Raw genomic sequence first — 13,384 nt, 5'->3', positions numbered from 1 at the left:
GCAACGCTATGGTGTCCTGACGGGCTCCCTAAGTTCGAGTTTCGTGGGCTTAGCCGTTTTGGTCCTCACATCTTTAGGGTCTAGCAGGAATCTTTAGGGTCTAGCAGGAATCTTTAGGGTCTAGCAGGAAAAGGGAGCCACTATCAGTAAGCCATCGTCCCCGGGTAAGGGACTAAGAAACTCGTTCTTCGTCTTCGTTGTACTGTTTTCAATCTTCATAGCTGGTCGGATCTTTACGATTGTCGATCGCGGCGACAAGCTGAGTGAGTCGCAGCACGCGATCGCGTTCGTATATTCCGTTGCGATTATCGCGGGACTCGCCCTCCTAATATCTTTGTGGATGATCCTCTACGGCGCGCGCCTCAATAGAAGACTGCGTGAGCTCTCGGAAGTAGAACCCAACAGCCTCGTGCTCAACGTCGACAAGAGGCATGGAACGGGCCTTTGGGATGCGCTGCTGCAGCTCGGTGCGCCTGGATAGGAAAAGGCATCTATTCTCGCGATTGTCGCTAACGATCGCGGCATAGATGTCTATTCGGGACATCGACCATTGAAGCTACTCGTGCACATCCCATGGCAGAACGTGACGTCAGTAAAAAAAGGAGAGTTCGCATTGGGTGTCCGGTCGATTCCGAGAATCGACATGCAGATAAGCACACCGGAAGGCGACCTCAAGTTTCCGATCGTGCCAAACCAATCGGGATGGGGGATCTTCAACTTTTCGAGCCGCGACCGGATCGTGGAATTGGTTCGACTGCTGGCTGAGTTGCGGAGCCGACAGACGCAACAGCTATGACGGGGATCTGAGCAGTAAAAACCGCTGAGAGAACGAGCGTTCGGTGCATGCCCAGGAGTCACCTGTGTGCCAGGACGTGGCTCAGGCCGGAGACGTCTCGTAACCGGCGTGTCTCATATCCCATGGGATTCGAGACATAGGAGCTTCCCTTGTCACGCGACCAAGAGCACGTGATTTGTCTCGCATCTGGACCTGTCTTGCATCCGTAGGGTTTCGAGACACTCAGCCCTGCCACAGGTCGCTTGGCCCGCAGGGACAAGCCCTTCCGCCCAACGCTACGATTGCACTGTTTCGATAGCACAAGTTTGTGCTAGTTTTGCAGCACAATCTCGCGTCTGTCGCGAGCGATTCAATTTTCTGGGGGCCTAGATGAACTTTCTCTTTCTCTTCGTGAACGCCATTCAAGATGTTCTACCTCTTGAAGTGGCCATCACTTTCGGCCTCGTCTTGTTCGCGTTGTCCTGGGTTCGTCCGCGGCGGATCGTGTCGCTCCCGCACACAGGGCAACGCGCGTCAACTCTTGCGTGGGCGGGAGTGGCCGGCTCCTTGCTGGTAGTCGTTGTCGCGACGACGGTCAGCGCCATCGCCGTATCTGCGCAGGACGCGTCCGGGTTCGATGGATGGTGGCGTCGGCCAGCACCACTATTCGCCGCGACACTGGTGGTAGCCGCTGCAGCAGTAGCGCTGAGACGTGTGCCACTTCCTGCGCCGGGTGAGCGGACGATTGTCCCACGCCGCCCGTGGCACGCATTTGCGTCTCGAACCTTGCTCTGGATCTCCGGAATCACGGCCGCAGTGCTCGCGCTGACCGCAGGCTGGCAGATTGCCATCGCGACGACCGCGCCCGCGGACGGACCATTCTTCGGACACGTTCCCGACTACACCAAACTTCCGCTCTACATGAGCTTTAACAGCGGGTACGGATATTTGTCCGGTGCTGGGTGGCCAAATCACCTCGCCACGCTGCTGGCGCTTGCGCTGGCCGCCGCAGTGTTTTTCGCCGCGCTGCGCGCTGATGCCAACCGGCCCGTGTTTGCCCGAGCAACCGCGGCGAGCGTGCGCTCGGAACGAGAGCTGACCGCTCGGCTGTTCACCTTAATCCTGATCGGTGGCCTCATCACCACGCTCGGCGCCGTGTGGATGCACACCGGTTCCGCCGGGCAGGCTTTGGTTGGCTTAGACGATCAGCGGGTTTCGGGCACTCAGTCCAGTCCAAGCATCCTTATCGCAGGCGGCTACGACGCGTTCGCCCGGCCGATGAACCTGCTGGGGTACGCGCTCCAGGCTGGCGGGGTCGCATTCTTGCTCCGACTTTCCGTCGACAGCGTCCGCGCTGTAGTTGAGACACGTCGCGCGCGACGCGCAGAGACCGCGCACGAGGTAGTGGCCACTGGACCACGCCGATGACCGGGACAACGCCGAGTTCGGCGGACGAAATCGACGCGCTTTTCCGCGGCGCCATCCGCTCTGGACGACTCGGAGACGGCGAACGTCTGCCGACTGTGCGACAAACGGCACGAGACTTCGGGGTCGCGCAAGCCACTGCAGCAAAGGCCTACAAGTCGCTGGAACGCGACGGACTTATAGTCGCCCGTACCGCTGCCGGCACTCGGGTAGCGCCCAGCGCATCACCGGCGCCGCAGGCTGTCATAGAGCACGCCCGCGCTCTGGCCGAAGCAAGCGAAGGCGCGCTCGTCACCCTAGAAGACACCATCGCCATCGTCCGTGCCGTCTGGCGCACCGAGGCGACGCGCTTGGAGATGTGACATGCCAGTTGTGTGAAGTGTCTCGCAACTTGGGCCTCACAACCCATGGGATACGCGACATAGGGATGCGTTCTGGGCGGCCCGAGCCGCGCGTGAGGCGCCTCGAATCCCTAGGGTTATAGCCACAAGTGCCGTGCTCGAACATCAACGAAGCGCCGCAGGCCTGCCGAGATTTACATGTTTCCAGGGACTTGGTCGCCCCAATCTGGGGGCTGACGGTAGGTGCAGCAGAACCGTAGCGTGTGGCCTGCTGCCGTAGTCACACTAGGGCTGGTGCTATCGCCATGAATGCGCTGATGAAGGGGAACGGATCTAGGTGTCCGAAACTGTACCCAAAGAGCGCACCTGGCTCCACCTCCTCTGGGCTCTTCCTTTTCCAGTGGTTGTGAGTTCGGTCCTGCTGATCAGCGCACTTTGGGATTTCTGCGGTATCAACGGATGTACGGGTGGCGGATTCGGAATCAGTCGGGACATCGGCGGCACAATCGGTAACCTTGCGCCAATTCCGTTTCTAGTCGGACTCCCCATTTTCTTCGTGCCCTGGTCGCCCAAGCGTGGAGTCCGGGCGGTTGTCGCACTCGTGACCGGAATGGCTTTCGCGGGTCTCGGATTCGCAATTCTCGTGTCGATGGCCTCGTAACCCAGGACACCGATAGCCTCGTTCGCTGCAGCTCTCGACGATTGTCAAAACACCCATGTGTCTCGTAACCAAAGCGCCGCATATCCCATGGGATATCAGGCACGTAGGCTAGGAGAAACCCCGAATCTCTCGAGCCTCTACGGCGCTAGCGTGGCGTCAAGATGTGCGCTACCCCGCTGCTGTTACTGTTCGCGAGCGCCTCGCTGCGCACCTGGCAAGCGTGAAAAGACCGAAGCCGCGAGCCACGAAATTGCCCCGAGGCAAGCGAGTGCGCATGACACAAGCCCAACCACAACACCGGAAGTCCCAAGGTCATGAAATTGCCTCGTTTCGACCGGATTCCCGTAGCCGCACGTCACGCCGAACGGAAGAAAAGAGAGTTGGTAGGTAACAGTCGGTGATTCCCCCACATACTCGTACGTGGACGGCAACAGTGAGGAGCAGTAACCGTATGGGTCCTTTTCAGTAGCGATGTACAGCCCGGCCACTGCCCAGACAACCCCGTAGACCGCAAGAAGAAACAGCACACTAACGACAACACCGAAAGCAATATGACGATTCGTGTGCAAGCTGGCCCGACCGTTCGTTCGTGTTTTCCTTTGGGTATTTTCTCCACCCTTACTTGGGTAGAGTAACCAGTTTCCGTCGACACATCGTGGGGCGGCCAAGACCATCTGAGGCGGACAAATGCTCGGTCTCGACCTTCCGGCCGCTGACGGGAACGAAGACCGCCAGGGCGACATCATCCGCCTGCGAACCGTCTCGTAACCGAAGCGTCTCGAAACTCATGCGTTGCGAGACGGCGGCTCTCATCACTAATCGAACGAAGCAATCCAAGAACGCATCGTGAGAGCTCTCGGCGTGTTTGCTTGATCCCAGATTCCGAGGCCATCATCCGGATGAAATAATCCGGTTATGGATTCCACACTGGCGGATGTGCCGGCTCGGCTCAGGCCAACGCTTCGAATGCTGCTGACACGTACTGCCGATGACGAACGCATCCGATCAGTCTGGCTAGAAGGCTCGCTTGCACGGGGATTAGCAGATGACTGGAGCGATCTAGATCTCCACCTGGCAGTAGCGGACCCGGCGAGCTTCGCCGCCACTGACTGGCTGGAGTCCCAAGTACACCTAGTGCTCTCGGACGCTATCCCGGGTGTGACGGGAGTCTTCATCTGCGTTACTTCCGACTGGATACATATAGACCTGAATGTTCACTCCTCGCAAAGTGAATTCCCGCCCGGTGAAACGCGCTGCGTTCTCCTTGACCGCGACAACCAGGTCCAGAGAGCGGAACTCGCACCGAGCAGCCCCAGTCAGCCGTTCTTTCCCGCACAGGACGTCCAGATCTTCCTGTACTTCCTCGGCCAGTCTGTCGCGTCGGTTCGGCGGGGCGATCTCATCGCCCAATCGCAGGCCACATCGATGCTCCGCGACCGCGTCCTAATCAACTTACTGCTCGCCGAGAACGGGATTAGAAGCGACATGGTCAGTAAGCGCATTGGCGGCCATCTAAGCGTCGAACAGATGCGCTGCCTGACGTCCATTCCGGCCTTTGGGCTCAGCGAGCTCAGCCTCAGAAATGCGCAACGGTGCATTGCAAGCGCATATCTAGGCAGGGCCCGCAAGCTGTCCGAGACGTGCGAAGCACCCTGGCCGACAGAGCTTGAACAAGCCACCAAAGAGCTATTGAATCGCGAACTACAAATGATTTGGTGACCCCAGCTCCCCGCCTCTAACGAAACTCAAACAGTGTTCGGACGCGATTTGAGTATCTTCTCGCGGGCAACCCGGCGCCTTGGCGCCCAGCTCGCCCATCATTGCCGCTGTGATGGGCGAGGTTACTCATAATCTGATTGCCACATATCGCATGGGATATGAGACCTAAGGGATCACCTGTCACACGACGAGCGGCTACATGATTTGTCTCGCATCCTCACCTGTCTCGTATCGGTAGGGATATGAGACAGAACCGAGAGTGTCTGTCGATCGATCTCTATTCAAAGGCTTAATGCGTTCGCAGCGGCTAATTTGTCCGCGCCCGTCGTTAGTCTGGGCGCATGACGAACGCAGAGTCAGATCTCAGAAAACCGAAAACTGGGACTACATGACCCATCCAGATATTGCCACGCTGCTCGACAGCGAGGACCCGCTGGTCCGTGCTCAGGCAGTCTTTTTTGAATCGCTATCTCTCGACCAAATCGAACGGCTACTCACTGATTCAGATGCAACCGTGCGAAAAATGGCCGCAGACTTGCATCGCGATATTTCCTCAGAAATGATTCTTCGTGTGATCGACAAGTTTCCCCAAGATATAGCGCACTTCGCTCTACACTCCACCGCGCCGGGAAAAGTGCTCGGACACAGAGGTTTGAGCTGGGTCGGGGAACCGGATCTCAAACGGTATCTCGACTACCGGAAAGCAACGAACACCCAACGTGGGCGCATGTACGAACTGTGGGCTGCCGCAGGTGGAGGACCGTACACACTTGCCGAGCTCTGGGACTCCGCGTTCGGAGACGTCTAGAAGCCTATGTTTCGCAACTTCCGGGTCCCGGACCCCATGGGATACGGGACGAATGAAGCCGCCTGTTGCCGTGACGCGCGGCACGCGACTTGTCGCGCATCTGGACCTGTCTCGCATCCGTAAGGTTACGAGACAACAGGATGCCGTGCCCGACATCGTGCGTCTGATTCCCACGATGCCGCCGTGGCTGGCGGCATTTTGAGATGGTTGCTAGCGGCACCAGAGGCAGCACGACGAAGCGCAGCGAGCCGGCCCAGGCGACGGCTGCAGCATCGCTCGCTGTTGGTTACTCCAAAGGCGCAGTCGTTCCCACCGATGAATTTGGGTTACCAGAGTTCGAGGAAGCCTATGCGGTGCTCCATGGTTGCCATCTTGGACAGCGCTAACCAAGGCGGTGGTGGCCTGCGTATAAACGGCCTGACGATTATCCGTTGGATGAATACAATCAGATTCACATCAAACCACCCAAGACAAGCCCCCAATGTGGCCCTGGTTTTCCAGAACAATACGACCCATGCAATGCAGGCAAGTGGAACGACTATCCAAAGAAGTACCATGCGTATGACCACAACCAGTACTTGCACTGGTATTTTCACTTCACTCACTAGAAGCCTCCCAACCAATCCATCCACTGGTCGTCCCCGGGAGCGAAACACCCGCTATGCCCGTGAGTCATTTTGATCGATTGACGGCGGCAAACCAGGCGGATAGTGGTCGAGCCGTGATGAGTATCAGGATGCCGAACAGCGTCTGACAGAGTACGCCAAAGAGTGAAAGGCCTCCGATCGTGGCGTAAACCGTGGCATTCACGCCAACGTCGACGACGATGACGACAACACCGAGGACGACGCCAACCTGTTTCTGGAGCAATATGAGAACGACGACAAGCGGATCTAAAACCGTCAGCAAGATCCAGAACAGGCGAAGAGGATCGGGGAAGGACGAATAGGCGTTTGTGCCACCCAGCAAGAGATCGACGGTGTGCGTGCTGGTGCCAATCAGGTAGCCAACGATCCAGAGCGCCTGAAAAATGCGGGCCGAACCACTACATCGGGAAGATTCAGTGTCGTTCACCCGCGTCTGCTCCTCACGACGATGCCTCCACGCGCGCTCATGTCCTCAACCTACTTGCTCCATTGCGCCAGGATCGCTCGGATTTTGCCTAGGCTGCAGGGTCCAATGCGCCCAGGTCTGGTCAAAGTCTTCATGCGTCATCGGATGGCTCCTTGAGAGCCCAACGTCGCCTAACCTCCGTGTATCGAAACACATAGGATTCGAGACGGATCGCTCTGGCTATGTCGGGTTGGACTATTCGGGCTGGTACTTCATCGGGGCGAGGATCTGGTCACACCCTTGGTCCGCTAACGACTGTTGAACAAGTGGCGCTTTCTCGTCAGAGACGAAGATGTCGTTTCCAAAGTCAGATGCCGGGAGAGCAACGTTGAATGAGTAGACGTCTGTCAGCGCAAAGAGTGCGTTTGTGCAGGCTTCAGACCCCTCGGGCAGTGGCCCTGAAAAGTTGGTCCTGACCGTGCTTCGGAATGTGGGGCCGCTGACACCCGCATACTCGTCCAAGTCACCAATCATCACAGTCGACGTGCTCCGGGTGAACCCGGCAACATTGACAAGCGCGTCAGCGGAGATAAGTGCCGAACCAGGCGTTGTCGTAGCTGATGGTGACACCAACAGGTTCACGGGGCTGTATCCGTCATCATCATTCAGTTCAGCTGATCGGGTGACTGCTCAGAAGTGCCGCCCACGTCAGCCTGCGCCTCGTACTCGCGAGCTTGCAGCTCGAGCACAACCGCCTGATCCACGCGCCCCGACCGTGCTGCGCAGGGGGGGACTTCGAGGATGCGGATGATTACTCGACAACGACCATGTAGGCGTCGTGCGATTCGGCCCAGTCGGCAACCGCGGCGACCATCGCGTCTTGGTCGCTGGTGCCTGCTAGCCCGGTCCCGCCTGAAGCGTCGACGGAGGAGATCGAACCCCAATAGCCGAAGTCGTCCCGGTAGACGATGACGACGATGCGACCAAGCTCGTTCGCGTATGAGCTTGCGACCTCGCGGATGCTTCTCATGCCCGCAATGGGCGCAAACTCGTCGGCGGTCTGTGCCTGGGCCGCGCCGGGCGCCGCATCGGCGGCCATCTGGTCGATGACCGGCTGCGGGAGGGGCTGACCGGGTGTTACGACGACGACGGTGCCATCGTGGAGGGTGATGTCGCGGGGAGCGTTAATCGTGAGCACCTGCTTCTCGAACTCGGAGAGCTTGCCGTCCCCGTTCGAGTCCTCTTCGATTGGCGCGGAGCCCTCGGCAGTCGCCTGCGGGGTCCTGTCGGTGTCGGGCAGAAACGAGGCGTCCCCAGTGGTACAGCCGGTGAGCACGGCGAGCACGAGCAGGCCTGCGCCGGCTGCTGTGGCGGCACGGATGGTGGTCACTCGGTGGCCCCCTCTAGTTGCACTGACCTGGAAGGGTTGACTACGCGGGCCGCTGGGGGCTTGCCTCCGAGGCGTGTGGCGATCTGTGGCGATCATAGTCGTGGCGCCAGTGGCCGGATGCAGCAAGCCATCCCGGTGAGGGATCCTCAGACGGATACCCGCCCTCCCATCAGTGGGCGGTGCTCAAAGCCCGGCAGCGCGGCTGACCTCGGCCAGGCGCTGCTCCAGGAAGGCGCGCTCCGCAGCGTTCGCCGTGAGCTTCATCGCGCGCCGGTACGACTGAGCCGCGCCGGCGGCGTCGCCGAGGCGGCGCAGCAGGTCGGCGCGGGTGGCGGGAAGGTAGGGGTAGTCGGCGAGCCGGGGATCAGTCGCCAGCTCGTCGAGGAGCGGCAGGGCGGCGGCCGGACCGTCGGCAAACGCCACGGCGGCGGCCCGGTTGAGCGCGACCACCGGGGTGTTCCACACCGCCAGCAGCCGGTCATAGAGGTGCACGACGCGCGGCCAGTCGGTCTGCTCCAGGGACGGCGCCATCGCGTGTACGCCGGCGATCGCCGCCTGAAGGGTGAACCGCCCCGGTGGGCCGGACGCCAGCGCCCCGGCCGTCATTGTGAGCCCCTCCAGAATCGCGCGCTGGTCCCAGCGCGTCCGGTCCTGGTCGGCGAGCAGGAGCAGCCGGCCCTGCTCGTCGGTCCGGGTCGCCCGGCGCGCGTCGGTGAGGAGCAGCAGGCCCAGCAGGCCGCGGGTCTCGGCCTGCTCGGGGAGCAGCGCGGCGAGGGTGCGCGCGAGGTGCAGGGCCCGGTCGCAGAGCTCCTCACGGACGAGCGCGTCCCCCTCGCCGGCCGTGTGGCCGGTGCTGAAGAGCAGGTGGACGGCGGTGAGCACGCTGTCCAGGCGCTCGGGCAGCTCCGCCCGGCCCGGAACCCGGTAGGGGATCCGCGCCTCGGAGATCTTCTTCTTGGCGCGGGTGATCCGTGCCGCCATCGTCGGCTCGGACACCAGGAAGGCCCGGGCGACGTCGGGTGTGGGAACGCCGCAGACCAGGCGCAGGGTGAGGGCGACGCGGGCCTCGGGGGCGAGGGTGGGGTGGCAGCAGATGAACACCAGCCGGAGCCGGTCGTCCGGCACCGCGGCGTCGGGCCAGTCCAGGTCGGTCGGGTCGTGCGGATTGACGGTCGCCGGCTCCACGAGTAGCGGGAGCTTGCGCCGGAGGGTGACCTCGCGACGCAACCGGTCCAGCGCGTGGTTCCGCGCCGCCGTGGTCAGCCACGCACCGGGCCGCTCCGGGACGCCGTCCCGAGTCCAGGCCTGCAGCGCGCTGACGTACGCCTCCTGCGCGCACTCCTCCGCGACGTCCAGGTCGCCCGCGACGCGCACCGTGGCGGACAGCACGAAGGCCCACTCGGAGCGGTGGGCCTGCGCCAGCGCGGCAGCGACCGCGTCCGCCTGCATGGCGGACGCGGTCGGCTCGTCGCTGGGAGCGATCAGAACGGGTTCGTCGTCGGGTCCACGAGCGGGCGAACCTCGACGCCGCCGAATGGGGCCGGGCAGAGCTTGGCGATCTCGACGGCGTGGTCGAGGTCGCGCGCCTCGAAAGAATAGTAGCCGCCGAGGGCCTCCTTGGACTCGACGAACGGGCCGTCCGTCACCGTGCCGCCACCCTTGATCGATTTGGCCGTCGTCACGGACGCGAGCGCTCCCCCGCCCGTGAGGGTCCCACCGAGCTCGGAGACCTGCTTGGTGAACGTGTTGTGCGCGTCGACCAGCGCGCCCCACGCCTCGGGCGACATGGTCGCGTAGCGAGCCTGGTCTTCGTAGATGAGGACTATGTACTGGGACATGGAGCTGCCTCCTGCATTACGTCGCGGGCCGGTCTGTCCGGCTCCGTCATTAACTACGACGAACATCCTGCCGCCGGATCGACAGCTAGGCCGGGATTTTCTTCAAGATTTTTCCGGCGCCGCCGCCGCCGTGCGTGCCGGAGTCCGCTTTGCGTGCTGAAGTGCACTCTAGCGACCCCGCCTGACGCTGCGTCTCGCCGCCGAGCGGCGCAACGAGATGCGGCCCGCAGAAGCCTATTTGTAAAGCGGCAAGTTGCAGAGCCCCGCGGAGCCAGCAGTGTCACCCGGTGAAAGCTTGGGCACAGGATTCATCCTGCGCAGTTTGTCCGGCCAGACCATCCAAAGCCTGAACGGTTGCCTCCGGAGCGGGTACGGCCGGTTCGCTGGGTGTCTCTGGCGCGGGCGCATCCGTCTCTTCGGGTGCAGGTTCATCAGCGGGCGTTTCTTGCGTGATAGCAGGGAGCGCGAAAGGCTCATCGGCCGCGAGTTTGGCGAACAGCTCATCCGCCACATCTTGAATCGGCACCACTTTGTTCGGGAAGTCGGGGTCGCCGGTCGTGCCGGGATATTGCACGAACAGGAGTCGATCCAGGTTGATGTCTTTGAGTGCAAGGGCCATGGAGACCATGGTGTTGATGTCGGCCAGGTTGGTCGAGAGCCGGATGTTGGTCGCGGCAGCGTCGGCCAGGTTGATCAGAGTAGGGATATTGGTGAGCGTGCCGTTGCCTTTGACGGTGCGCATGAGTGAGGCCATGTACATCTGTTGCGAGGAGATTCTCGCCAGGTCGCTCCGGTCGCCGACGCCTTCGCGGCTGCGCAGGAATGCCAGAGCGTTCGCCCCGGCGACGATGCTCGGGCCTTCAGGCAGGTTGAGGCCCGCGTCAGGATCGTTGATGGGCGCGCTCAGACAGATGGGTACGCCGCCGACGGCGTCGCTCATCTGCACAACACCGCTGAAGGTAATGACGCCGGCGTAGGGGATGTCTAGTCCCGTCAGCTTGGACACCGTCTGGACCACGCAGGGTAGTCCCCCGCGAGCCATGGCCTCATTGATGGGGCGCGCCGACATGGCGTCGAAAGTCTCTTCGGTTTTGGCGTCTGCGCACTCGGGGTGCGCCACGATGAGGTCACGGGGGATGCTCACCACGACGGCGTTGGTGTGGTCTGCAGACACGTGCACGAGAATGTTCACATCGTTGAGGGTTGCGTCTCGTTCACCATACGCGGCACCCTGGGCGGCATCGTTGTCGACGCCGACCATGAGGATGTTGAACCCTTCTCTGTAGCTTCCAAGCTGGGGTGCTGGAGCATTGGTCTGCCCGACGCCGATGTCGATGGCATTGTCATCGACCTTCTGACTAAAGTTCGAGACGGCAATGGCGGCCACCGAGGCCGTGCTGACGACTGCGACAGCCATCACCATCGCCATCCACCGCAGAAAGGTCGTGTACGGATTCGATCTTTTCAGACGCCCGTGACGCGCGATTCCCACAACTCGCGTGCTTCGTCTGCCGTTGTCAGCCACAGCGACCGGGTTCTCGTAGGCGCGGGTGCACCGGAGTCTGGGTTACCGTCCCGTTCCAGAAATCAGCTCTCATCGGGTCTGGGCGATGATCGCCTCAGCAACTGTGGCCGCTCCGTCGGATGCCACGCCAAAGAGCGTCTGGCCGAGAGTGAAATAGACAGGCGAGCGAGGCCCGTCCTCACGACGCGCCTGCAGCGCCGTCTCCCCTGCCACTGCTCCGTCGAGAACGATCGGTTCGAGCGCTGACGAGATGTCGGGCATCGTCGCCAGCTCCTCGATGAACGGGTCGAAGCCGCGTATGACGGTGATTTCAGTGTTCCCGAATCCTTCTGCGAACAGCTCGCACCTGAACACACCGATTCGCGCCTCCACAGCGTCGGCGAGTCCGTCGATGGTTTTCGCGCGCGAATCGACCAGGGTGTACTTCACCGACGCCCCGTCAAGCTGCAGCGCGTTCTCAATTCCCACCTGGTCGAGGCCACCGTCACAGCGTGCCTCGCCCTCGCGGAACTGACCCTTTGGCCAGCCCACTTGGTCAGCCGTCGCCGCGGTGATCGTCGCGAAAGTCGTTTCTGCGGCAGGCATCATTGCATCGAGGACGCCATCGAACGACGCACCCTCGAATCGGCTCCCACCACTGATGAGACCCGACGAGGTAACCCGCATGTCGACCCAGGCGGTCCCCACGGGAGCGGATATCCGCCATCCGGACTCGCCTGCGCTGGTTACCGCGTCGACCTGGCCGACTGTTCGGTGTTCCTCGGAGGGGACATCGCCTGCATACGGGGCCACCCAGTCGGCCGCCGCGTCGGGCAGCACCTCAACGCTCAAATACGCCCAATCGCCCTGTTCATCACTGATGCCCACCTGTCCCGTTCCCGCTCGCCAGGAACAGGCGAGTCCGCCAGCTCCGGTGAGCAATGCGTGCTCGACGGCGTAGGAAGGCTGTACGGCCTCCACTAGCGCGGGCGTCACACCATCGGTGCCCGTGAGCGCCAGGACCGCGGCGTCTGGTGACAACAGATCCGCGCAGGTGAGCGGCGTTGTTGTGTCAATAGTCTCGGCCGTGACCTTCGAGGAGGCAGGGGCGCTTGCCGGCGCCACGGCCGCACACGAAGCCAGCGAGGCGGTCAGCACAACGAGGACGGCGGAGGCAGCAAAGCGCAGAGATCGCATATCCCGACACTAACGGCGCACTAAGTGGGCCTGAGCAAATGAATGAGGTGCCGTTCGTTGAATCGGTGTCGACAGCGGGTGTCTCACTGGCTGAGACACAGCCCAGGGCCGCATGGAAGATCTAGTACCCCCAAAACTGGGCTCACCTCGACAACTCACCCGCGCAAGGCCGTCCGGACCACCAGGTTGCCTCGTAACTCGGGAGTGCCCAGCAGTTCTCAACGCCACATACTTGAGCCATGAAACGCACAGTCATGCTGCCAATGTTGGCCGTCCTCGCGTCCCTCGCCGTGACGGGCTGCGCACCCTCGGCCCCGGTGGCAGCGCGCGGCGCAGACACCCCCCTCGAACCAATCGACGCTTTCGCTCTGTGCAAGGCTCAGACCCTGTCACTAGCCTCCCCGGCTTCGCTCTCTGGCATATCGTGGGCCCCGTTTGAGAATGCCGTCACATTGGTCCGCGACGACGGTGCAATCGGCATCTACATCGAAGCCACCAACGAGAACCGGGCCGAAGGAAGCGACGGGCGGGACATCGCCCTTTTCTGCAGGGTCGGCGGAACCATCGGTGAGCCCGACTGGCTCGGCTTCGGCGTTGGCTCGAGAGAGACAGACCGCGACTACATACTTGACATACTGTCAAGGACGGACCAGGCCTGAGCGCAGCCGGCGCG

At 61.8% G+C, this 13,384-nt stretch carries 11 protein-coding genes; 5 read left to right on the top strand and 6 right to left on the bottom strand.

What is annotated here, in order from left to right:
- The first annotated feature begins 1,165 nt into the window (after window positions 1–1,165).
- The 4 genes from B7495_RS18745 to B7495_RS18740 all read left to right on the top strand — a co-directional run bounded on the left by B7495_RS18745 (window position 1,166) and on the right by B7495_RS18740 (window position 5,729).
- Window positions 1,166–2,203, top strand: coding sequence for a hypothetical protein (locus tag B7495_RS18745; protein WP_151199521.1), 1,038 nt, complete (start codon window positions 1,166–1,168; stop codon window positions 2,201–2,203).
- Window positions 2,200–2,562 carry a GntR family transcriptional regulator gene (locus tag B7495_RS03945; protein ID WP_088455425.1) on the top strand — a complete coding sequence of 121 codons (363 nt, stop codon included), beginning with the start codon at window positions 2,200–2,202 and terminating at the stop codon, window positions 2,560–2,562. The genes B7495_RS18745 and B7495_RS03945 overlap by 4 nt, the downstream gene beginning before the upstream one ends.
- Window positions 2,563–4,117: 1,555 nt before the next feature.
- Window positions 4,118–4,921 (top strand): aminoglycoside 6-adenylyltransferase, encoded by an 804-nt coding sequence (locus B7495_RS03940; protein WP_121678470.1) that lies wholly within the window; start codon window positions 4,118–4,120, stop codon window positions 4,919–4,921.
- 388 nt (window positions 4,922–5,309) lie between these two features.
- Window positions 5,310–5,729 carry a hypothetical protein gene (locus B7495_RS18740; protein ID WP_151199520.1) on the top strand — a complete coding sequence of 140 codons (420 nt, stop codon included), beginning with the start codon at window positions 5,310–5,312 and terminating at the stop codon, window positions 5,727–5,729.
- Between the two features lie 672 nt (window positions 5,730–6,401).
- Here B7495_RS18740 and B7495_RS03935 read toward each other — a convergent pair.
- The 6 genes from B7495_RS03935 to B7495_RS03905 all read right to left on the bottom strand — a co-directional run bounded on the left by B7495_RS03935 (window position 6,402) and on the right by B7495_RS03905 (window position 12,711).
- On the bottom strand, window positions 6,402–6,803 hold the full coding sequence (locus tag B7495_RS03935; protein WP_088455423.1) for a hypothetical protein: 402 nt from the start codon (window positions 6,801–6,803) through the stop codon (window positions 6,402–6,404).
- A gap of 790 nt (window positions 6,804–7,593) precedes the next feature.
- Window positions 7,594–8,172, bottom strand: a complete 579-nt coding sequence (locus tag B7495_RS03925; RefSeq protein WP_088455421.1) for a hypothetical protein — start codon at window positions 8,170–8,172, stop codon at window positions 7,594–7,596.
- 183 nt (window positions 8,173–8,355) lie between these two features.
- The gene (locus B7495_RS03920; protein ID WP_205748711.1) at window positions 8,356–9,621 is read right to left on the bottom strand and encodes an RNA polymerase sigma factor; all 1,266 of its coding nucleotides are present in this window, start codon (window positions 9,619–9,621) and stop codon (window positions 8,356–8,358) included.
- A gap of 32 nt (window positions 9,622–9,653) precedes the next feature.
- A complete protein-coding gene (locus tag B7495_RS03915; protein WP_088455420.1) occupies window positions 9,654–10,010 on the bottom strand; it encodes a YciI family protein in 357 nt (118 codons plus the stop codon).
- Between the two features lie 280 nt (window positions 10,011–10,290).
- On the bottom strand, window positions 10,291–11,433 hold the full coding sequence (locus tag B7495_RS03910; protein WP_240632390.1) for an LCP family protein: 1,143 nt from the start codon (window positions 11,431–11,433) through the stop codon (window positions 10,291–10,293).
- A 171-nt stretch (window positions 11,434–11,604) separates the two neighbouring features.
- Window positions 11,605–12,711, bottom strand: coding sequence for a hypothetical protein (locus B7495_RS03905; RefSeq protein ID WP_088455418.1), 1,107 nt, complete (start codon window positions 12,709–12,711; stop codon window positions 11,605–11,607).
- Between the two features lie 239 nt (window positions 12,712–12,950).
- On the opposite strand from B7495_RS03905, the gene B7495_RS03900 reads away from it, so the two are divergent.
- Window positions 12,951–13,370, top strand: coding sequence for a hypothetical protein (locus tag B7495_RS03900; protein ID WP_151199519.1), 420 nt, complete (start codon window positions 12,951–12,953; stop codon window positions 13,368–13,370).
- Window positions 13,371–13,384: the final 14 nt, after the last annotated feature.

The sequence above is a fragment of the Cryobacterium sp. LW097 genome (assembly GCF_002205495.2).
GTDB lineage: Bacteria > Actinomycetota > Actinomycetes > Actinomycetales > Microbacteriaceae > Cryobacterium > Cryobacterium zongtaii.
The sequence above is the reverse complement of the archived record's forward strand: the minus strand, read 5'-3'. Positions and strand labels throughout refer to the sequence as shown.

Excerpts from the sequence above, each read along its gene's own strand:
- B7495_RS18745 (WP_151199521.1), top strand. The coding sequence starts at position 1,166 with ATGAACTTTCTCTTTCTCTTCGTGAACGCCATTCAAGATGTTCTACCT.
- B7495_RS03945 (WP_088455425.1), top strand. The coding sequence starts at position 2,200 with ATGACCGGGACAACGCCGAGTTCGGCGGACGAAATCGACGCGCTTTTC.
- B7495_RS03940 (WP_121678470.1), top strand. The coding sequence starts at position 4,118 with ATGGATTCCACACTGGCGGATGTGCCGGCTCGGCTCAGGCCAACGCTT.
- B7495_RS18740 (WP_151199520.1), top strand. The coding sequence starts at position 5,310 with ATGACCCATCCAGATATTGCCACGCTGCTCGACAGCGAGGACCCGCTG.
- B7495_RS03920 (WP_205748711.1), bottom strand. The coding sequence starts at position 9,621 with ATGCAGGCGGACGCGGTCGCTGCCGCGCTGGCGCAGGCCCACCGCTCC.
- B7495_RS03915 (WP_088455420.1), bottom strand. The coding sequence starts at position 10,010 with ATGTCCCAGTACATAGTCCTCATCTACGAAGACCAGGCTCGCTACGCG.
- B7495_RS03910 (WP_240632390.1), bottom strand. The coding sequence starts at position 11,433 with ATGGTGATGGCTGTCGCAGTCGTCAGCACGGCCTCGGTGGCCGCCATT.
- B7495_RS03905 (WP_088455418.1), bottom strand. The coding sequence starts at position 12,711 with ATGCGATCTCTGCGCTTTGCTGCCTCCGCCGTCCTCGTTGTGCTGACC.
- B7495_RS03900 (WP_151199519.1), top strand. The coding sequence starts at position 12,951 with ATGAAACGCACAGTCATGCTGCCAATGTTGGCCGTCCTCGCGTCCCTC.